Source organism: Sphingomonas sp. (assembly GCF_042096255.1).
Classification (GTDB): domain Bacteria; phylum Pseudomonadota; class Alphaproteobacteria; order Sphingomonadales; family Sphingomonadaceae; genus Sphingomonas.
Genome location: NZ_JBELLZ010000012.1, coordinates 14217 through 35022, shown reverse-complemented (window position 1 = coordinate 35022; position 20806 = coordinate 14217). Strand labels below are relative to the sequence as shown.

Annotated in this window: 16 protein-coding genes and 2 pseudogenes; 1 reads left to right on the top strand and 17 read right to left on the bottom strand. The window is 67.0% G+C overall.

The window, feature by feature from the left end; genetic code table 11:
• Positions 1 to 202: 202 nt before the first annotated feature.
• Complete coding sequence (locus tag ACFDTH_RS04135; protein WP_375286236.1) at positions 203 to 1231, bottom strand: IS110 family transposase; 1029 nt, start codon at positions 1229 to 1231, stop codon at positions 203 to 205.
• A 72-nt stretch (positions 1232 to 1303) separates the two neighbouring features.
• Between ACFDTH_RS04135 and ACFDTH_RS04130 the strand changes: the two are divergent.
• Positions 1304 to 2130: pseudogene (locus ACFDTH_RS04130) on the top strand (IS3 family transposase); the annotation flags it as partial.
• 386 nt (positions 2131 to 2516) lie between these two features.
• Here ACFDTH_RS04130 and ACFDTH_RS04125 read toward each other — a convergent pair.
• From ACFDTH_RS04125 to ACFDTH_RS04050, 16 genes and pseudogenes are all read right to left on the bottom strand, one after another.
• Entirely contained in the window at positions 2517 to 4565 is a 2049-nt protein-coding gene (locus ACFDTH_RS04125) for a beta-galactosidase (protein WP_375286235.1), read from the bottom strand.
• Position 4566: 1 nt separating this feature from the next.
• Entirely contained in the window at positions 4567 to 5901 is a 1335-nt protein-coding gene (locus ACFDTH_RS04120) for an alpha/beta hydrolase family protein (RefSeq protein WP_375286234.1), read from the bottom strand.
• Between the two features lie 22 nt (positions 5902 to 5923).
• Entirely contained in the window at positions 5924 to 6961 is a 1038-nt protein-coding gene (locus ACFDTH_RS04115; protein ID WP_375286233.1) for an alpha/beta hydrolase, read from the bottom strand.
• Positions 6958 to 7893 (bottom strand): alpha/beta hydrolase, encoded by a 936-nt coding sequence (locus ACFDTH_RS04110; RefSeq protein ID WP_375286232.1) that lies wholly within the window; start codon positions 7891 to 7893, stop codon positions 6958 to 6960. Before ACFDTH_RS04110 ends, ACFDTH_RS04115 begins: the two co-directional genes overlap by 4 nt.
• A complete protein-coding gene (locus ACFDTH_RS04105; protein WP_375286231.1) occupies positions 7890 to 9098 on the bottom strand; it encodes a family 1 glycosylhydrolase in 1209 nt (402 codons plus the stop codon). The genes ACFDTH_RS04110 and ACFDTH_RS04105 overlap by 4 nt, the downstream gene beginning before the upstream one ends.
• On the bottom strand, positions 9095 to 10384 hold the full coding sequence (locus ACFDTH_RS04100; RefSeq protein ID WP_375286230.1) for a glycoside hydrolase family 1 protein: 1290 nt from the start codon (positions 10382 to 10384) through the stop codon (positions 9095 to 9097). The genes ACFDTH_RS04105 and ACFDTH_RS04100 overlap by 4 nt, the downstream gene beginning before the upstream one ends.
• On the bottom strand, positions 10384 to 11718 hold the full coding sequence (locus ACFDTH_RS04095; protein WP_375286229.1) for a hypothetical protein: 1335 nt from the start codon (positions 11716 to 11718) through the stop codon (positions 10384 to 10386). Before ACFDTH_RS04095 ends, ACFDTH_RS04100 begins: the two co-directional genes overlap by 1 nt.
• On the bottom strand, positions 11718 to 14462 hold the full coding sequence (locus tag ACFDTH_RS04090; RefSeq protein WP_375286228.1) for a TonB-dependent receptor domain-containing protein: 2745 nt from the start codon (positions 14460 to 14462) through the stop codon (positions 11718 to 11720). Before ACFDTH_RS04090 ends, ACFDTH_RS04095 begins: the two co-directional genes overlap by 1 nt.
• Positions 14463 to 14577: 115 nt before the next feature.
• Positions 14578 to 15537: a FecR domain-containing protein gene (locus tag ACFDTH_RS04085; RefSeq protein WP_375286227.1), complete on the bottom strand. Its 960-nt coding sequence runs from the start codon at positions 15535 to 15537 to the stop codon at positions 14578 to 14580.
• On the bottom strand, positions 15534 to 16106 hold the full coding sequence (locus ACFDTH_RS04080) for an RNA polymerase sigma factor (protein WP_375286226.1): 573 nt from the start codon (positions 16104 to 16106) through the stop codon (positions 15534 to 15536). Before ACFDTH_RS04080 ends, ACFDTH_RS04085 begins: the two co-directional genes overlap by 4 nt.
• A gap of 710 nt (positions 16107 to 16816) precedes the next feature.
• A pseudogene (locus ACFDTH_RS04075) lies at positions 16817 to 17077 on the bottom strand (transposase); the annotation flags it as partial.
• Positions 16996 to 17310 (bottom strand): transposase, encoded by a 315-nt coding sequence (locus ACFDTH_RS04070; protein WP_375286225.1) that lies wholly within the window; start codon positions 17308 to 17310, stop codon positions 16996 to 16998. The pseudogene ACFDTH_RS04075 and the gene ACFDTH_RS04070, both read right to left, overlap by 82 nt.
• Positions 17311 to 17385: 75 nt before the next feature.
• Positions 17386 to 17532, bottom strand: a complete 147-nt coding sequence (locus tag ACFDTH_RS04065) for a hypothetical protein (RefSeq protein WP_375286224.1) — start codon at positions 17530 to 17532, stop codon at positions 17386 to 17388.
• A 756-nt stretch (positions 17533 to 18288) separates the two neighbouring features.
• On the bottom strand, positions 18289 to 19068 hold the full coding sequence (locus tag ACFDTH_RS04060) for an SDR family NAD(P)-dependent oxidoreductase (RefSeq protein ID WP_375286253.1): 780 nt from the start codon (positions 19066 to 19068) through the stop codon (positions 18289 to 18291).
• A 29-nt stretch (positions 19069 to 19097) separates the two neighbouring features.
• A complete protein-coding gene (locus ACFDTH_RS04055) occupies positions 19098 to 19247 on the bottom strand; it encodes a hypothetical protein (protein ID WP_375286223.1) in 150 nt (49 codons plus the stop codon).
• A gap of 21 nt (positions 19248 to 19268) precedes the next feature.
• Positions 19269 to 20642 carry a DUF4403 family protein gene (locus tag ACFDTH_RS04050; RefSeq protein ID WP_375286222.1) on the bottom strand — a complete coding sequence of 458 codons (1374 nt, stop codon included), beginning with the start codon at positions 20640 to 20642 and terminating at the stop codon, positions 19269 to 19271.
• Between the last annotated feature and the right edge of the window lie 164 nt (positions 20643 to 20806).

Below are 20806 nucleotides of genomic sequence, written 5' to 3'. Positions count from 1 at the left end.
CGGCGGCACAGTCTGCGTAAATGTATCCGGCCTGTGTGTGGGACATCTCGATCCCTGGCCATGATGGGATACGCGTCACGATCGGCCTTTCAAGCTGGTCCAGCCTTTGACGGCTGCATTTTTGGCCAGGCTTCGATCGTGTCACCATCGACTGTTTGCCATCACTCCTCTCGCTGCAGACCTCTTTGTGCGGGTGCCCGGCTCAGGCGGCGATCGGCATTGGCGGCTGATACTCTTCCTGCCGGACCAGTACCGCCCAACTGATGCGTACGATTTTGTTCGCCAGTGCGACGACGGCGACGTTCTTGTGGGTTCGCGTCTCGAGCTGATCGAGCCAGGGGCCGAGGCCGCGATCACGTTTCATGTGCATGCTCGCTGATCTGGCGCCGTGGATGAAAAGCCGGCGCAAGGAGCTGTTGCCACGCTTCGACATGCCGAGCAGCGTCGGCTTGCCCCCGGTGGAGTGCTGGCGTGGAACGAGGCCGAGCCACGCCGCGAGATCGCGACCGCGCTTGAAGCCGGTGCCATCGGCGACAGCGGCGACCAGCGCCGTGGCAACCAATGGGCCGACACCGGGGATGGCGAGAAGGCGTCGGCAGCCGGCATCAGCAGCCGCGATCGTTTCGATCTCCTTGGTCACCGCGGCGATGTCGGTGTCGAGTCCGCGCCACTCACCCCATAGCTGCTGCAGGATCATGCGCATCCGCGGCGAGAGTGTGGATCGCTCGTCGGTGAACAGCATCGGCATCTCGCGCGCCATGTGCTGCCGGCCGGTGCGGAACACCACTCCGCGCTCCAGGAGGAACGCGCGAATCTGGTTGATGACCGCCGTCCGCCGGCCGACCAGCCGCTCGCGCACCCGATGCAACGCCTGAAGATCGAGCTGCTCGACCGACTTTGCCGGCACGAAGCGCATCGTCGGCCGTTGCACTGCCTCGGCGATCGCCTCGGCATCGAGATAGTCATTCTTGTTGGACTTGACGAACGGCTTGACGAACTGTGGCGCCATAAGGCGAACGTCGTGTCCAAGTGCCGTCAGCTCGCGCGCCAGATGATGCGCGCCGCAGCAGGCCTCCATGCCGACGAGGCATTGCGGCATCGTGCCCATGTGCCGCATCAGCTGGGTGCGGCTGAACTTCTTCTTCCACTGGATCGCTCCGGCCACGTCGACCGCAACCAGGTGGAACGAGGTCTTGCCGATATCGATGCCGATCACCGCTGCTTCTGTCATGACGGTCCTCCTCAATGAAGGCAGTCAGGATGCTCCCGACCGCGTCGCTCCGTAAGGGGGCGGACCATCCCACAAGCTCTGACGCCTGGGCCGCGGCGCGAGCTCGTCGCGCACGTCCAGGCGTCCCACGGCGTCAGCGAGCGGCGTAGCTGCCTCGCGCTTGGCGTCGACCGCTCATCGGTGCGCTACGTGTCGCACAAGCCGGACCAAGCGCCGCTAAGGCTGCGCATCCACGATCTGGCGGCGGCGCGGATGCGCTACGGCTACTTCCGGATCTACATCCTGCTGCGCAGGGAGGGGTGGCTCGTGAACCACAAGCGCGTCTACCAGCTCTACCGGGAGGATGGGCTGAGCCTCCGGCTCAGACGTCCTCGCCGTAATGTCAGCGCTGCGAACCGCGAACGCCAGCCCGCGGCGTCGGCGCCCGACGAGATGTGGTCGATGGACTTCGTCTCGGACGCGTTGTTCGACGGGCGGCGGTTACGGGCGCTGACGGTGGTCGATGCGTTCACGAGGGAGGCGTTGACGATCAACGTCGACCAAGGCATCAAGAGTGAGCAGGTAGTCGAGGCGATGACGCGCATCGTGCTGGCACGCGGTGCGCCCAGGACCAAACGGGTCGACAATGGCCCCGAGTCATCTCGAAGGCGCTCGACCGGTGGGCGTACGAGAACGGCGTCACGCTCGACTTCTCGCGGCCGGGCAAGCCGACCGACAACGCGTTCGTCGAGAGCTTCAACGGCGGTCTGCGAGACGAGTGCCTGAACAGCCACTGGTTCCTATCGCTGGCCGATGCCCGGACCAAGATCGAGGCCTGGCGGCGGGACTTTAACGAGAGCCGTCCTCACACGGCTCTTGGCTGGCTGACGCCAGCCGAATATGCTGCATCCGCCGGGATTAATCCCGGCGGATGCAGGCCGGAAGCTCGCATCACGCCGGGATGGGAAACCGGGCGACCGTCAAGGTTTTCTGCCGTCGCTGCACCTGAATGTCGGTGACCACTACCGACGCCTGGGCCAGCTAGTCCTCGCTTCACGGCATGCTGCGAACGGGATAGCCCACATCGGCTCCTTGCCGGAGGGCGGTTACGCGGAAACGGTTCGACTTCATGCTCTGCGTGCTCGGGATGACGGCCAAGACAAGTGGTCCACGAACAGGTAGCAGCTCAACTTCGGTCGGCTTCTGGTGCCAGCGGGATGAGTCAATCAAAAAGCGGGCACTGAAAACCGGTGGAAAAAATGGGATAGATGCCAAAATCCTGCCGATTGTCCCTTTCCCTCTTAGTTCAACGTGCATCGTTAAAGGTCAGGACGAGCACGCCGTGCGCGGGAAGCGTCTTTCCGGACATGCCTGCCACCACCTTCGTAAATCCGGCGGGAAACGCCGGTTGCAGATCGGTGTCTCTGTGGTTGATCGCGATGAGGTAGCGCGACGTGCCACGCCGCCGTTCCACGATCTCCAGGTTTGCCTGGGCTGGCACGACCGGTCCGGCCAAGGTCGCCTGCGCCCGCGCCCAAGTCGTGACGGCAGCTTGCCCTTTGGAGTCGAGCAGTGCGCCCAGATAGGCGATCCAGCCACGCCCAGCGGACTTCATGACGAAGGCCGGTTTGTCGGACAGCCAGCCGCTGTTCGGGCGGTAGCGTGCTATAATGGTCGCGCCGGAAATGGTGTCCAGCGTCTCAGCCCAGACGTGCGCCGTCGCCGAGAACCCATTCCCGGACAGCGTCACCGGGGCGTCGATCGGGTAGTAGTATTCGACCCGGGCACCAAGAAGTCCGGTTAGGTCGCCGGGCTGGCGCGCGGCCAGCGCATTGTCGCCATCCTTCATGCCGGATCGCGGCCCCAACAGCAGATGACCACCCGCCTTCACATACGCCTCCAGGCGATGCGCGATGGCAGCATCCAGCACCGTCAGCTGTGGCGCGAGCACCAGCCGATAGCGCGACAGGTCGGCGTTCGGCGCGACGACGTCGACGCGGATACCGGCCGCGTGGAACGGGCGATACCAGTCCTTCATCACCGCGACCGGATCATAGTCGCGGGTGTGGCGCTCCTGCTCGATCGACCAGCGGCTGTCCTGTGAGTAGATTAGCGCGACCTCGGCCGGTGCCGGCGTGGTGCCGGCGAGATACGGTGCGGCTCGCCGCATCTCGTCGGCCGTCCGCGCGATCTCGTCGTAGATCGGCATGGGCGTGCCATCGGGGCCGATCAGCGTGCCGTGATATTGCTCCTGCCCATTCAGTGCGCTGCGCCATTGCCAATAGAGGATCGCATCGGCGCCGTGCGCGACCGCCTGCCACGCCAGCTCGCGCGTCTGCCCCGGATCGAGCGACCGGTTGACGCGGCCCCAATCGACGCGTCCGGGCTGGGTTTCCATGATCCAGAAATTGCGCTGCCTGTAACCGCGCACCACGGCATGATGCAGCGCATTGGCCGGCCAGTCGGGGTGGCCGTCCGGCACATATTCGTCCCATGCGGCGATATTGAGGTCGTGGTGGACGGCATATTGGTCGAAATTGTCGTTCCACTGCGTCGAATTGGTGGTGACGAACTGGCGGGGGTCGGCATGCGCCCTGATAGCCGCCGCCTGATCGCCGATATAGTCCGCCCATTCGGCGCTGGCGAAGCGCCGCGCATCGAGCACCAGCGCGGGGTTCTGCTCCGCGGCGAGCGTGAGCGGCACCTGATCGAACCGGGTATAGACCTGGCTCCAATATTGCGTCGTCCAGCGGCGGTTGAGCGCATCGATCGTGTCATAGCGAGTGGCGAGCCACGCCGCCCAGCGCGCGTTTGCCTCGCGGTCGTAGGACGGCACCCCGATCTCGTTGTCGATCTGCCATCCGACGACGTTGGGGTTATGGCCAAATCGCTTCGCCAGTTCGCCCGCGATCCGGCTTGCGTAGCGGCGGTAGGTTGCGCTGGCGTAGGAAAACTGGCGTCGCGCGCCGTGGCCGGCGACGCTGCCATGGGCGTCGACACGCAGGACGTCAGGATGCGCCTCGGTCAGCCAGATCGGCGGCGCCGCGGTCGGTGTGCCGATCACGACGCGGATGCGATGCCGCGCTGCTGCATCGATGGCGCGGTCGAGCCAGCCGAAGTCGAACGCGCCATCGCGGGGCTCCATCCGTGCCCATGCGAATTCGCCGACCCGCACCACGTTGAGGTGCGCGCGCTCCATCAGCGCTAAGTCGGCATCCCACCGCGCCTCGGGCCACTGCTCGGGATACCATGACGATCCCATCGCGGGCACGGCCGCGGCGAACGGCGCCGGTTCGCGGGCGCCTGCCGAGGCTGCGGCGAGGGCGCAGAGCGCAACCGCAAGCCAGGCGCGCATGCTATTTGACCGCGTCGGCCGCGGGACGCTGCTTCGTATCGACCCATGTATGCAGCGCGGTCCACGCCGCCTTACTCTGCGCCGGGGTGAAGCCGCAATGCGTGTAGGCCTCGACGCCGCCGACGGGTAGGGGGGCGCGCAGCGGCGGCACCACATACACCGCGAGCAGGTTCGCTCGTCCCGCCTTTTTGACCGCGGCGGACAGCAGGGTTTCCTGCGCGTAGGGAACGAGCGAATCGATGCTGTTGTGCATCGTCAGCAGCGGATCGGCGATCCGGCCGCTGGCCTCGTGCCAGCGCGTCATATAATCGAGCGCTGCGGGAGAGGCGGTGACGCGCTGCACGTCACGATTGAATGCCGCGGCCTCCGCCGGGGTCATCGTGTCGGTGGCGTAGACCTTGCCGATATTGCCGTAGGGCAGGCCGCCGGCGGTCGCCGCCATATCGTCCGCGCCCAGCGCGACGGTGACCAGCGGAAAGGCGATCGATCCGGGATCGACGTCGAACCCGCCGATCGCCGCCACCTGACGCAGGATGCGTGCCTCGCGCCCGCCGGGGTTCTTCTTCCCTGCGTCGAACAGCGCCAGCACTGGGGTCGCGATCCGGGTCAGCTGCGTCCAGCCATAGGTCTTGGCGTCCATCGCGCTGCCGGCCGGCGGGGTCGTCGAGAGCGCGGAGCGGCGGATGTCCTTCTCGCCGGGCAGGGCATAGGGCGTGCCGGCGGTGAGGACGTTGTAGGCGGCGCGCATGTCGTACAGCTGGCCGAGGAGCGTCTTCCAGCTGGCGACGACCCCGCAGCGGGCAAGGCCGCCGGCAAAGGCGCCGGGATCGGTTTCGAGCAGGGTGACGACGATGCCGCCCCCCATCGAATCGCCCGTAGCATAGACGCGGCGGGCGCCCAGCTTCACGAGGAAGTCGCGCAGCCGCTTGGTGTTGAGTGTCCCCGTCTCGACGCCCAGGCCGTCCTTGTCATAGGCGCTGTGGCCGACCGCGACGCCATCCTCGTAAGCAAAGCGCATCAGCCCGCCGCCGGTGTTGGCGCCGACCGGGTCCTCCGACACCGCGACTGGGGTGCCGGGCGTCGAATAGCCATGCGCGTAGACCAGGCCGTCGCCCTTCCATCCGGCGGGAACGGCGATGGCGAACTGGTCGCCCTCCAGCTTGCCGACCAATGTGATGCCGCCCCCGGGCGCCGGACGGGTGGTTAGATCGGTCGCGCCGCTGGCGCGGGCCTTGGCGACCAGCGCGGTCTGCGCGGGTGTCAGCGGGGCGGTCTGCGCCGCGGCGGGCGCGACGATCGCGATGGCGATCGGCAGGACGGCGGAACGAAGCGACATGGGCATCTCCTTGAAGAATCGATCAGCGGGGGCGACGACCGAGATGCGCGTCGAAGAAGCGCGCGATCGTCGCGAACGCTTCGTCGGATTCGGGCATGTCGGGCCACATAAAAAAGGCGTGGGGCAAGCCGTCGAACAGCTGCAATTCGCTCGCCACCCCGGCGGCGGCGAGCCGGCGATGCGCCAGCGTCAGCGCGCTGACCGCGAAATCGCGCCCGCCGGCCAGCAGCAGCGTCGGCGGCATCGCTTTCACCTGCGCATCGGCCGACAGCGGATAGGCGAGCGGATCGGTCGCCGGCACGCCGTCCATGTAGCTCACCGGCAAGGTGGCGGCCAGCGACGGTATCGCTGGCGGCGCGTTGCCGGCCAGCGCGGTGGCGACATAGGGGCTGTCGCCGCTATAGGCTGCACCGGTGCCGCAGAAGGTGCCGATCGCGCCCGGGCGGGGCAGACCCTTGCTGGCAATCCACGCCACCGACTGCGCGGTGATGATACCGCCGGCCGAACAGCCGTAGATCCCGATATTCTCCGGCCGGTATTGCTTGAGCAGCTCGCGGTAGACCGCGGTGACGTCCTCGGACGCGGCGGGATAGCGATGCTCGGGCGCGAGGCGATAATCGACCGTCACGACGCGGACGCGCATCGTCGCGGCGACCGGGATCGCCTCGACCAGCGCACCGCTGCCAGCACCCCACATGAACGCCCCGCCGTGAACGTTGATGAGCACGCGTGCCGCATTGGCGGGCGCAACGCCGCCCTCGGGCTCGACGCTGTCGACCCCGACGCCACCCATAGTGGCGTGACGGACGCTGGTACGAAAATGCCGGCGCATCTCGGCCAGGCGATCGTCGTTCCATTGGCCATAGAAGGCGCGCTGTTTCGCGACGTCGCCCTTGACCGAATCAGGGGCGGTCGCCGCATCCATCCGCGCCAGCACCCGCCGCGCGGCGTCGCTCAACTGGTTGGAGGGCGGCAGCGTGAAGCCCGGCACCTGCTTGACCGGCCCCTGCGCGACCGCCGGTGCGGCGAGCAGGGCGAGCGGGATCAGCCAACGCGTCATGGGATCGTCTCCAGATGGCGGCGCAGGAACCGCGCCATGGTTGCGAACGCGGCATCGCTTTCGGGTGCCTCGATATAGCTCCAGAAAGCATGCGGCAGACCGTCGTGGACGATCAGGCGTGCGTCGGTGCCGGCCGCATCGAGCCGGCGGCAGACATCGGCGGTGGCGCTGAGCAGGAAATCGCGCGTGCTGCTGACGCACAGCGTCGGCGGCCAGCCGTCGAGGGTTCCGCGTGCCGGCGACAAGGCGGGATCGGCCGGATCGTGCGCGCCGGCATAGAGCGTGGCGACCGCCCGCATCGCACCGGCGTTCAGGAACAGCGCGGCGCTGTCCCCGCCCGCGGTCAGATCGCCGGTGCCGGAGAAGAACCCGAGCGCCACCGGTGGCGCGACGTGCTCGGCCCGCAACCGCGCGACGAGTTCGGCGGCGAGGATCGCCCCCGCCGACGTGCCGTACAGAGCGATCCGGCGCCCCGGCGCCTCGCCCCGCAACGCGCGATAGACCGCCGCCGCGTCGTCGAGCGCGGCGGGAAAAGGATGCTCGGGGGCGAGGCGGTAGCGGACGGCGACCACGACATGACCGGTCAGCGCCGCGATCGGCACATTTTCCGTGATCGATCCCGAATCGACGACGAACCCGCCGCCGTGCAGGTTTAGGAGAATAGCGCTTCTCCGTGCGCCGCCACGTGGGGTGAAGAGCCGCACCGGCACGCCGGCGATCGTTCGATCCGCCATCGTCACGCCATAACGGGTCAGCTGCCGCGCGCCGATATCCCGCTGGATCTGCTCCGCGCGATCCCGTCGCGCCGCCATCGATGGTCCGGCCGGCGGCCGCGCCGCGTCGGCGGCAAGGCCCGCGCGGGCGGCCGGCGACAGCGTGTCGGGCCAAGGCGCCGACACCAGTTGCAACGCGAGAAGCAGCGCGGCGATCACCGCCGGGCCGCCACGATCTGCGCATAGACGCGCGCGCTGGGTTTGGCGGTGCGCCGAAACGTCCGCCGGTCGACCGCGTGCAGACCGAATTGCTGCGTATAGCCGCGGCGCCATTCGAAATTGTCGAGCAGCGACCAGTGGCAATAGCCGAGCACCGGCACGCCCTGCCCGCGCACCGCATCCAGCGCCGCGATCGCGGCGGGAATGAACCGCGCGCGCTGGGTATCGTCGGCGGCGGCGATGCCGTTTTCGGTCACCAGCACCGGACGCCCGGTCGCGGCGGCGATATGAGCAACCGCCGGCCCCAACGATTGCGGATGATATTCATCCCTCGACTGCGTCCGCTCGACCGCAGGGGACGGCGGCACCACCCCCTTCGCGTCGAGCACCAGCCGCCCGTAATTCTGCACCCCGACGAAATCGTCGTCGCGCGCGGCGGCGAGGAACGGGTCCTCGGCATGGCGCCGGTAGGCCGCGACGGCCCGCGGATCGCCGACGATTTCGGGAATGGCGAGGCTCATGCCGACCAGGGCGGTCGGTGCCACCGCCTTCCACGCGACGCGTGCGGCGCGATGTCCTGCAAGCAGGCGCGGCAGATCGTCGCCGCGCGAATACACCCAGACGGCGAAACGGTCCGATCCGCATGCCCACGCTGCCGTCGCCATCATGGCGTCCAGCGACCGCCGGGCCGGATCGGCGATCGGTGTCGCGATCCACCGGCCCATCAGCGGCAGATTGGGTTCGTTGAACGTGACGACATGGCCGACCAGCCGTCCCATCCGCTGCGCCACCCGACCAGCGAAGCGCGCGAACCACGCCGGGGCCGCGTCATTGCCCCAGCCGCCGGCCGCCGCGAACCAGCGCGGCGACGTGAAGTGGCTGAGCGTCAGGACCGGTGCGATCCCGCGCGCGCGACAGGCCGCGGCGATCCGTGCGTAATGGTCGAGCCAGGCCAGGCTGAACTGTCCCTCCGCCGGCTCGATCCGCGACCATTCGACCGAGAAGCGATAGGCGTTCAGCCCGAGTCCGGCGACGAGCGCGATATCCTCGGGCCAGCGGTTCAGGCTGTCGCAGGCATCGCCCGACGGCGCCGCGAACGTGGTGTCCGGCACCTGCTCCAATAGCCAGATATCCGCATTGGTGTTGTTGCCCTCCACCTGATGCCCGGCGGTCGCCGCGCCCCACAGGAACGCCGGTTCGCTCAACGCGTACCGCCGGCCTGCGCGATCCCCCCGAGCACATGCGCGCTCGGCTTGACGGTCCGCTTGAACGTGGTGCGGTCGACCGCGACCAGACCGTAACGGGGCTTGTAGCCGCTCAGCCACTCGAAATTGTCGAGCAGCGACCAGTGGATATACCCCAGCACCGGGATGCCGTCGCGCCGGGCCGCCTCCACCGCGGCGATCGCAGCGGAGATGAATCGCGCACGTTCGGCGTCGTCGGTCGTGTCGATGCCGTTCTCAGTCACGAGGATCGGCTTTCCCGTCGCCTTGTGCGTGTAGCGGATCGATCCGCCGATCGCTTCGGGTTCGTACGGCTTGCCGTCGGCGCAGCGCGGGGTCGATGCGGGCGTGTCGACCGGCCCGCTGGGGCCGATATAGGTGCGTTCATAGGTCTGCACGCCGAGGAAATCGTCGTCGCGCCCCGCCTCGAAAAACGGTTCGTAATAGGCGCGACGCTTGGCGGCGAGCATCGCGTCGCCGCCGACCGACACGTCGTCGGAGATGGCGAGGCTCATCCCCACCGGCAGGTCGCCGCGCACCGCCTTGATCGCGGCGCGGCCCAGCCGGTGCGCGCGCAGCACGCCGGGGATCATCGGCGTCGAATCGCCCGCATTGAGCAGCGAGAAGCGGTCCGACCCGCTCTGCCGCGCCGCCGCGGCGAGCATCGCCTGCGTCGCTGCGTTCGATTTCGCATTGGGGCGGAAGCGCGACCATGGCCCGTTGATCGACAGATTGGGCTCGTTGAAGGTCAGCGCATGGCTGATTCCGGGTGCCATCGCGCGCGCCACCCGGTCGCAATAGCGCGCGAACAAAGTCGGCGCATCGGGCGCCTCCCACCCGCCGTGCGCGGCGAACCAGCGCGGCGTGGTGAAATGGCTGAAGGTGACGACGGGGGCGAGCCCGCTCGCACGGCAGCGATCGACGATCCGCGCATAATGATCGAGGTACGCCTGGCTGAACTGCCCCTCGGCCGGTTCGATCCGGCTCCATTCGACCGAGAAGCGATAGGCGTTAAGGCCCAGCGCCTTCACGATTGCCACGTCCTGATCCCAGCGATGCAGGCTGTCGCAGGCATCGCCCGACGGTTCGGCGAACAGCGTCGGCTTCACCTGTTCGAGCAGCCAGATATCGGCGTTGACGTTGTTGCCCTCGACCTGATGGCCCGCGGTCGCGGCGCCCCACAGGAAAGGATCGCGCGAGGTTCGCGCAGATGCGGGCGCGGCCATGGCCGCGGCGCCAAGGGCCAGCGCCTGTCGCCGGTCGATCATCAATAGACTCCCATGGCCGGCTTGCGGCCGCTCTCGACCCAGTCGTGCAGCGTGTTCCACAGCACCGCCGCCTGGCGCGGGTTGAAGCCGCAATGCGCCCACCCTTTCAGGCCGGTACCCGGGATATCCTTCTGCAGCGACGGCGCCCACAGCTGGAACAGATGCGCCTGGTTGCCGGCGACCTGCACCCGCTGTTTCAGCAACAACGCCTGCTCGGCGAAGACGAGGCCGTCGTGGCGGTTGTGGACCGCAACCAGCGGCGTGGTGAAGCGGCCGGTCGACTGGTGCCATTGCACCGCAAAGGCGCGCGCCGGCGCATCCGATGCGACCCGCTGGATACCCGCATTGAGTTCGGCCTTCTCGCCCGGCGTCAGCGACGGGCTGTCATAGACCTTGCCGACGTTTCCGTAGACGACACCGCCGAAACTGGCGCGCATATCCTCCATGCTGACCATCGCGGTCATGATCGGGAAGATGAAGCTGGCGGGATCGGCGTCGGCCTTCGCCACCGATGCGATCCGCGCCACTATCCGCGCCTCCGGACCGCTCGGGTTGGCGCGCGCGGCCTTGAACAGATCGGCCATCACCCCACTCATGCGCTTCAGCTGCCAGAACAGCCACGGTGCCCGCGCGAAGCCGAGGCCGGTCGGCGGCGTCGGCGACACGCCATTGGCGGTGATATCGTGGTTGCCGGGCAGTTCGTATTTCGTGCCGCGCGTGTAGAAATTATAGGCGGCGCGCAGGTCGACGAGGCTGCCGACCTCGCTGTTCCAGTCGCCGGTGACACCGCAGGCGCTCATCGCCCCGGCGAAGGCGCGCGGGTGCTGCTCGATCAGCGCCATCACGATGTTGCCGCCCATCGACGCGCCCCCCAGATAGAAACGGCGCGTGCCGAGCCGTTCGAACCAGCCGCGGAGGCGCAACGTGTTGGCGACGCCGCTCTTCACCGCCATCGCCGGCTTGTCGAACGCGCTCTGGCCGACCGCGAACCCCTGTTTGTAGGCGGCGGTCAGAAAGCCGCCGGACGGATCCTTGGCGACCGGATCGGCGGGCACCGACACCGGGCTGCCGGGGATCGAATAGCCGTTGGCGAACAGCACCGCCTGGCCGTTCCACCGCGCCGGCACCGCGATGCCGAATGGGCGCCCGGCCAGCGTGCCCGCGACGCTCATTCCGCCATCGGCACGGCCGTTGGCATCGATGTCCGCGGCACCCGCCGCGGTCATCCGGTCGACCAGCTGCTGCTGCGCGGGCGTGACCGCGCGGCGTTCCGGACCCGAGCCGCAACCGGCGAGCAGCAGCGCGACGAGCGTCGCGGACGCGCGCCGCCGCATCAGAACCGATACCGCAGCGACAGACCGTATTGCGCCGGCTCGCCATAGATCGAATTGCTGAAGCCCGAATTGTTGTAGCCGGTGTTGGCGGTGATCCGGTACGCCTTGTTCAGGACGTTGGTGCCGTAGATCGCGAGGTCGAGCGGCGCACCGCGCATCTGGTTCCATTCCAGCCGCAGGTTGAGCAACCCGTAAGGCGCAATCGTATCGAACGGCTGTGCGTCCGGCGCGACGCGCTGGCGCGACTGCCACGAATAGGTCGCGCGGACCGCCATGTCGCCCTCCGCCGCCGGGATGGGCAGCGCCAGCCGTCCGTCGAGGCTGAACTTGTGCCGCGCGACGAAGGTGAACGGCGTGCTCGACAGGTTGCGCGACGGTTGCGCCGCGGTCAGCGCCGACGGGATCGCGGGGATCGGGATCGTCACGTAATCGAGGAACTTCGCATCGTTGTACGAATAGGTGCCGCTGATGGTCAGCGGCTTTAACGGAATGATGAGCCCCTCGAATTCGAGGCCGACGACGCGCGCCTTCTTGGCGTTCGCCAGAATGTCGGCACCCGCGATCGCCGCACGCTGGATCACCTGCACGTCGTTGAACCAGGTGTAGAAGGCGGCGACGTTGGTGCGCGCCTTGACGCCGCCGATATCCCAGTCGCGCTTCAGTCCGACCTCCGCATCGGTCACACGCTCCGGCTTCACTGGCGCGAGCGGATAGTCGCTGCCCAGGAACAGCGTCACGATCGGGTTGTTTGCACCCGATTTGTAGCCGCGCCGGGACACAGCATAGACCAGAGTCTGCGGATCGGCCTGCCAGTCCAGCCCCAGCTGCCAGGTCGGCCCGTCGCTTTTGCCGCTGAAGGTGGGCTTGGTGCAGTTCGGATATTTCAGCGTCGGGAACCCGCCCGCCGCCACGGCCAGAAACGCATCATAGACGCACAGGTTGGAGTTGAGCGCGATCGACTGGGCCGCGGTCGCCGCCGGGATCAGGCCCAGCGCGGCAAGCCGGCTGAGCACCTGATAGCTTTGCCCGTCCTGATAGCTCTGGATGTCGCCGCCGAACGTATCCCAGGTCCAGCGGAACCCGGCCGTCGCGGTCAGCGTCGGGATGATCTTGTACTGCGCCTGTCCATACAGGGCCTTGCTGCGCCCGCGCACTGACGCGTCGGGCTGGATGTTGAGCGCGGGCAGCAGCGGCCCGTTCACGCCGAGCAGCGTCTGCACCACCGTCGGCAGGATGATCGGGCCACCGCCCAGGATGCCCCCGGCCTGCAAGGGGTTGACGGTCAGGAAGGTGAGCGGCTGCGGGCTCTTCTCGTCGAGGTAGAAGCCGCCGCCCTGTACGGCGAAACGGCCGTTGTCGTAGCGGACCTGCAGTTCCTCCGTGATCGTCCGCAGGTTATTGTTGTATTTGCCGGGAAACGCCCCGAGCAGGTCCGCGATCGGCAGCGGGGTGGAATCGCGATCGGTGGCGCTGGTCGATCGTGTCCGGCCGTAGCTGAAGACGTTCTTGATGGTCAGTTCGGGCGCCGGGTTCCACGTCGTGTTGTTGAGCACGAGCAGGTTCTTCGCCTTCTCGAACGTGTCGACGCCCGATGAAGTCAGTCGCGGCCCGCGCGCCTGCTGCTGCGCCAGATAGGGCTGGAGCAGCGACGCATAGGGGCTGCCCGGCCGCACCGCGAGCAGGATGCTGCCGCCGCCATGTTCGTCGACGTCGATATAGTTGACCGCGGTATAGCTGCTGATCGTCGCCGTCGGATTGAATTGGACGCCGAGGCGCACCGAATAGTTGTTGCGGTTGAGATAGTCACGCCCGGTCAGCACGTCTCGGACATAGCCGTCGCGCTTGTCGAACTGTCCGGCGACGCGGACCGCGAGCACGTCGTCGACGACCGGAATGTTCAGCGCGGCCTGCGCGCTGCGGCGGCGCAGATTGCCCAGCGTCGCTTCGATATAGCCCTCGACCGTGTTCAACTTGGGTCGCGCCGGTTCCAGCAGCACGGCGCCGCCGGTCGTGTTGCGCCCGAACAGCGTTCCCTGCGGCCCTTTGAGCACCTGAAGCGAGGCAAGGTCGAAGAAACTGCCGGGACCACTGGCCGACGACGGCACCTCGGCGAAATAGCCGACCACGCCGGGGCCGCTGCCGGTGCCCGCACCGCCGCCGCCGCCCATGCCGCGGATCGTGTACGTTTCCTGGTTGCGCGCGACGTTGCCGAGCACGGTCAGCGACGGCGTGAAATTCTGCAGGTCGGTCGCGGTGTTGATACCCTTTTCACGGATCGTGTTCTGCGTGAACGCGGTCAGCGAGACGGGAACCTTCTGCGCGCGCTCTTCGGTGCGGCGCGCGGTGACGACAATGTCCTCGATGCCGTCGCTATTCTGGGCGGCGGGGTCCTGCGTTGGCGTATCGGTCGCGACGGAGACGTCCTGTACGGTGGTGCTGGTGAAGGCCACGGGGCGGGTGATCGCCACCGCACCCGACGCATCCCGGTGCATCTTCAGGCCGGAGCCCGCCAGAATGCGATCGAGCGCGTCGATGTCGGGCAGCCTGCCCCGCACGCCGAGCGAGCGCAATTCGCGGACATCATCGGTGCGGTACAAGATCTGCTGTTTCGACTGGCGCGCCCAGGCGTCGAGCGCCGCCTTCATGCTGCCGGCGGCGACGTCATAGCTGTGCAGATATGCGGCGTTGCGCTGTTCGGGCTGCGCCGCTGCCGGCAGCGCGATCGCCATCGCCGTGTTCGCCATCAAAATCGCGAGCGTATAAGATGTACGCATATCCCCCCTGTATCGGCTCATCGGCCGGCCTCTTCGTGCCGTCACCGCGTCAGACGAACGGCTCGTCGAAAGCCGTAACGTGTCGTCAGGATTTAATCGTCACCCCGTCCGCGTCGTTCGTGATCCGCAGGCCGAACGCATCGCGCAACAGTCGCGTGAAGGCGTCGATATTGGTCGCCTCAAACGATCCGCCGATGCGCAGCCGGCCCGCCTGCGCATCGCCGAGACGGATCTGGCGCCTGTTGTAGCGGTTGAATTCGTGCACCGCCTGTTCCAGCGTCACTTGGTCGAAGGTCAGAACGCCGCGCCGCCATGCCAGTGCGTCCTGCACCCGCTGCTCGGAACGGTCGGCGAGCAGCATCGACTGGCCGCGCGTGATCGCCACTTCGCCGGCGGTGATGATCGCGGCACGCTCGGGCTTCGCCGGATCGGAGTCCTCGACGCGCACGCGGCCCTCCGCGACGGCGACGATGACCGTTTCGCCATCCCTGTGGACCGAGAATTTAGTGCCGAGGACAGTGACCTTGCGCCTGCCGGCGAAGACGACGAACGGGTGGCTCGGGTCGTGCGCGATCTGGAAATACGCCTCGCCGCGGTCGAGCCACGCTCGGCGCTGTCCGCCCGCAAGCGACGCCCGCATCACACTGGCGGTGTTGACAGTGACGGCGCTGCCGTCCGCCAGCGTGACCTGGCGTTGCGCCCCGACCGCCGTGGCGATGCGGATCGCGGACGCGGCGTCACGGTTCGCCCGCAACTGCCACAGCGCCAGGGCCGAGAGGCAGACGATCACGAGCGATGCCGCGAGCGCCCAGACCGATGCGCGCGTCCAGCGTCTGTCGAACACGACGGCTCTGCCACTGCGCATCGCGGCGAGGCGGTCGGCGGCGTGCCAGCCTGCCTCCAGCCGCCAGAACGCGGCTTTGTGCGCCACGCTGTCGTCCAGCCATGTTTGCAACGCAGCGGCCTCGGCGGCGCTCCAGCCGGGCTGTTCGCGCACGACGAGCCATTGTGCCGCCTGCTGCTCGATGTCGCGTTCGACGCTCATCGATCGGCCTTTCTCACCGCGACCGGACGGGCCGGCGGACGGTTGATCCGCACGTCGCCGCCCAGCATGAAATTCGCCAGCGCGCGCAGCCCCAGCGTCAGCTGACGCTCCACCGTAGGGTGGCTGACGCTGAGCTGGTTGGCGGTTTCGCGAATACTCAGCCCCTCAACCTTGCGCAGACGAACCACCTCGCGGCAGCGCGGCGGCAGTTGTTCCAGCCCCTGCATCGCCCGACGCAGTTCGTCGCGGGCCGTCAGGTGGCGATCCTGCGCAGAAACATCGACATCCCATTCGATCATTTCGATGTCGGCAACCTGTTCAAACGAGACGATCTTGGCGCGGCGCGCCCGGTCGATCAACACGTTGCGCGCGATCGTGAACACATAGCTGCGCGTCGATCGCAGGCGATCGACCGGTGACCCGGTCAAGGCGCGTTCATACACCTCCTGTCGCAGATCGAGCACATCCGCCTGATCGCGGCAATGACGCGCGATGAAGCGCACGAGGTCGCGCTCTAAGGGAAGAATCTCTTGCACGAACCATCTCTTTGTCGCGACGTCATCGGTCATCACCGGCTTGGACGAACGACGCAGCAGAATTCGTAACACCAGCGCGCGTTGCGAGCCATTGCCCAGAAGGCCCGACGACGCATCGCTAGGATCACAACGACCGCGGTGAAATAGGCGAGCGACAGCGACGTCATTCCCGCGGCGACACCAAGGTGGCCCGACACCTGCGCGGCGAGGGACCGGCGCCGATGAAGCTTTGGCCTTGCAGAACCGGACCCGGTCTTTCTGTCACAGCAGCGGAAAACCCATGCGATCAATGCCTGCCGGATCGTATCGCGCCCAGCAAGCGACTGCGGTCCAGCCGCGCGGCGCATGCGACAGCGCGACGTTGAGCGCCACGCGGTACATCCATGTCGGGAAAGGCCGCGCCTCATGGTAGCGTAGCCATTACGCCCATAGACTGACCAAGATTCCCTGCATCAGACCGGCGCTATTATGAGGATCGCGGGCATAACTGCCCGCGACATTCCGGACGATACCAGTATGATCTTGGATCAACCCCGCGAACCGCTCGCTATCTTTAATCCCCCCGCCCGCCACCGTTCACAACCCCGTCATCGTTCCATGGAATTGTTCGCCGGTTGGGGGATTCATCACAAGGATCCCGACATTATTTACCAGCAAAAGTGGCAATAGGGAGAACTGGCGCTTTCTCAATCAACCATCCCAGATGAGAACGGGCGTTGGTTAAGTGAGGCTCCCCCGGTTTCTCATCCAAGTCGAGGGTGAGTTTCCGGCATCCATTCGGCCACGATCTTGGCAGCGGCAGCAGTATATTCGACCGGTGTCAGCCAGCCAAGCGATGTGTGAGGACGGCTCTCATTGTAGTCTCGCCGCCACGCCTCGATCTTGCCCCGCGCGTCGTCCAGGGACAGGAACCAGTGCGTGTTCAGGCACTCGTCCCGCAGCCGCCCGTTGAACGACTCCACGAAGGAATTGTCCGTCGGCTTACGCGGCCGGCTGAAGTCCAGCGGTCGAGGCTCAAATCCGCGACCAGCTGCGTGAGATTGCGGTTTTCCTCCTCGAGCAGCTTCAGGCGCCGCAATTCGCCTACGCCGAGGCCGCTGTACACCTTCTTCCAGCGGTAGAACGTCTGCTCCGAGATCCCCCCCATCCGGCGGATCACCGCCGACACCGCCGTGCCCGTCTCCGCCTGCTTTAGCGCAAACGCGATCTGCTCCTCGGTGTGCCTCGTCTTCTTCATGCCCAGCTCCTTGCCCGCAGGCTTCAAAGGGCTGGAAAACTCTCGCTCAATATGGATGAAAAAACAGGGGCGACGTCAAATGGGCTGTCGTCCGGCCATTAATGAGGCGAACACGAGCCTGGCGACGGCACGCAACGATCTCTGCCGATCGACCGGCTCCTCGAACTCGTCGTGCTGGTCGGGATGAACGAGACTCAAGACGACCGCGACACTGATCTCCATCACCTCCCATCCGAGCGCGCTGGTGATCGCCGCAGAGAAATCAGTCGGGCGAGGGTGGTCGTGGCGGAGAAGATCGACCGGATCAGCCGCCTACCGCTGGCGGAACCGAGTGCTTGGTCGCGGCGATGAGGGGTAAGGGCGCCGAGGCTAGCCGTGCCGGGCATCATTGACTTGCCCTACTGGTGGCCGGCAGCGCGGGCGTGGCGCGCATCGTGCTCGAGGCGGTGCAGGAGACGCTGTTGCGGGTGGCGCCGTAAGCTGCGCGCGACGACTACGAGGACAGGCGCGAGCGGCAGCGTCGGGGCATTGACATCGCGAAGCGGAAAGGGCGGTACACCAGCCGCAAGGCGGACCATGCGCAGCACCGCCGTATGGTGGATCTGCGCGAGGCGCGCATGAGCGTCGCGAAGACGGCCGAACTCACGCCGTGCTGCACTGCCCAGGTCAAGCGTGTCACGGCGCTGCACAAGGCTAGAAGCGCGTTCTCGTCATCGCGCGACTCCGACGGACAGTAGCTTTGCAATTGCACCTAGCGCTTCTGCCTACAGCTCGGCCGCGAGAAGCTGCGGCCGCGCGAGGGGAGGCGTAATCACCTGTTCTGGTCGCGCCAAGCGGCGCAGCTTTTCGAGAAGCGATCGCCTGCCTTCGGTGGTTCCGCCGATTGACACTCGGCTGCTCCGATCCATCACCGTACGATCTGGTCGCTCATCGTCAGGCCTGCGGTGTGCCGCTCGTCGCGGGGCTGATCAGCAATCGTCAGGCCGCGGTCCAGCCGGCATGGTCCATTGCAGCGGCGGCGGCCTGGGCTTCCGAGATGTCCTGCCTCCAGCGGGAGGCGTCGAGCCGCCGGCCCGTGACCCCGTCGGAGGCGTCGGAGGCGAGCCAGAGAAGTGGTGGGACGACGATCGCTGGATCGAGCAGCCCGGTGCGCTCCTCCTGGGGCAAGCCGTCCGGGATCATGCCGGTCGCCGTTGCGCCGCCGGGCAGCAGGGCGTTCACCGTGACGCCGGTGCCCTCCAGATCCTGTGCCCAGATGATCGTCTCCGATTCCAGCGCCGCCTTGGACGGTCCGTAGGGCGAGAAGCCGCGCCGCCGCATCGTGGCGTAGTTCATGCTGATGTTGACGATCCGCCCGCGGCCGGCGGCGATCATTCCCGGCACCGCCGCCCACGCCATCAGGAACGGGCCGTTGACGTTGGTGTCGATGACCATGCGCCAGACCTCCGGGTCGGTCTCCCAGAACCGCGTGGGCTCCTTCAGAAAGCGCTGGCTGACATACTTCATGCCCCGACCGGCGTTGTTTACGAGCATGTCGAGCCGACCGAACCGGTGGTGCGCCGTCGCCACGACGCGAGCGCAGTCTTCCTCGCGTCGGACATCGGCGATCATCGGAATGATGCGTCCGTCCGGGCTCTCGGCCGCCAGCGCTTCGATCTCCGCCGTTTCGCGGGCGGCGGTCGCGATCACGCGCGCTCCCGCCGCCGCAAGGCCGAGCACCATGGCGCGGCCCAGCCCGCGCCCGCCGCCGGTGACGATCGCGACCCGGCCGTCAAGTTGCCCGGCGCTCAGCGGCCGAGCGCCTGCAATTGCGGCGCGGCGTACCGGGTTCCCGCAGCCGCGCTCGGCGGGAGTAATTTTCCGCGTTCATTGCGCCGTTCCTGGCGGGCGATCACCACGCCGTCGCCTAGGACCATCGGGGATGTCAGCAAGTGCATCCGCAGCGATGTCATACCATCCTATCTCCCGGCAAGTGTGATCGTCGCGGTACCGCTTCCCCAGACCGGCAGGTAGACGCCTTGCCCAGTCGCCTTCAGGCGCCCCGTGCGAACGTCCGTAATGTGAGCGCGCACGATCAGGTCGTCAATCCGCTTTGTGTCGATCGCACGGGTGATCTTGGCGAGCAGCTTGTCGAAGTCCTTCTCGAAGTTCTGGGTCAGCGCGCTCGAGACGGTTCCGGAGATGCCAGGCGCATTGACGAGCTTCAGGAGCAGGCTGGCCCTGACGGAGTCGGTTGCTCCGACTACCGCGAGGTCCTCGAACGAGACATGCCGGTCATTGACGGCGTTACGCGGCGTGGCGGTCAGCCAGACCGTTCCCTTGGAGGGCTTCCCAACTTGGCCTGTCGCGCTGAAGCGAAGCCCCACCGCAATCTTGCCGCCAGTCGTGCCGTAGATGGTCACCTGGTGGAACTGGGCCCGGACGGCCCCGATCCCGGGCAAGTGGAAGGGGCGCTTGGACCGCTTCACCAACGCCTTGGCTAGGACCGGCTCCAGCTGACGATAGTCCGCGATCACGGGGACGGCGAACAGGATCCCGCTCGGTCCGGGCTGCTTGCGGGCGAGGTCGGGGAGCGGCTGGCGTTGCGGATCAGGCGGTCGATCGCCGACAAAGGTTTCCGTTGTCGCCGTGAGCCTAAGCGACAGGTTCAGCCGTCTTGCCGAAATCGTGTAGCCTCCAACGCTCAGCCGCTGGGGCGTGATCCGCATCCACACCGGCGGGTTCGCCTTGTTGAGTTCGATAGAGGTGAACGCCGTCCTCCAGACATGGGCGATCTGCTCACGCACCCTCAGCTTGGCGAGCTCTTGCGGAAGCGTGCGCTCCAGGCGCGCGACGACGCTGGCGAGCTTGGCATCGGCCTTGCTGGTGAATTCGATCCGCTGGCCGAGGAAATCGACGTGCGGCTCATCGGTCCAGTCATAGGAAATCGACACCTTTCCGCGCGGAGACCAGTCGCGGGCAACGTCGAGTTGCACTACCGCCCTGACGCGTGCGTCTGCCTCGGCCGTTTCCCGGCTGACCACGCCTCCCACGTCTCGCGCGCTGATCGTAGCATGGAGCGGCATCGTGACAACGATGGCCTTCCCTGAACCACCGAGCGTCAAGGAGCCGCGGACGACGGTGCCGGTGATGCGGCACCGCACCGTCGGAGTGTTTATCTTTGCGAAAAGGATTTTCACCTTCCGCGGCGGCACGCAGGTCTGGCCCGGTTTGTCGATCGCCCAGAGACGACGTGGGACCGCCTGCTCGAGGGTGGCGGCGAGTTCGTCGAGATCCGCGGCGATCGGCACGTCGATCACCGATGTTTGCGGTGGCACGCTGATCGCATCCATCGCCCGCTGTGGTGCCCGACGCGGTGTCCGATCGCACCCCGCCAGACAAGCGGCGTACATGAGGACCGAAGCGATCAGGACAATCCGAGCCGTGACCCTGCAGACGCTCGCCGGCGCACCCGGCCGGCAAGTGTGAACTGGCGCAGCAGCCAGGAGTTCATTCC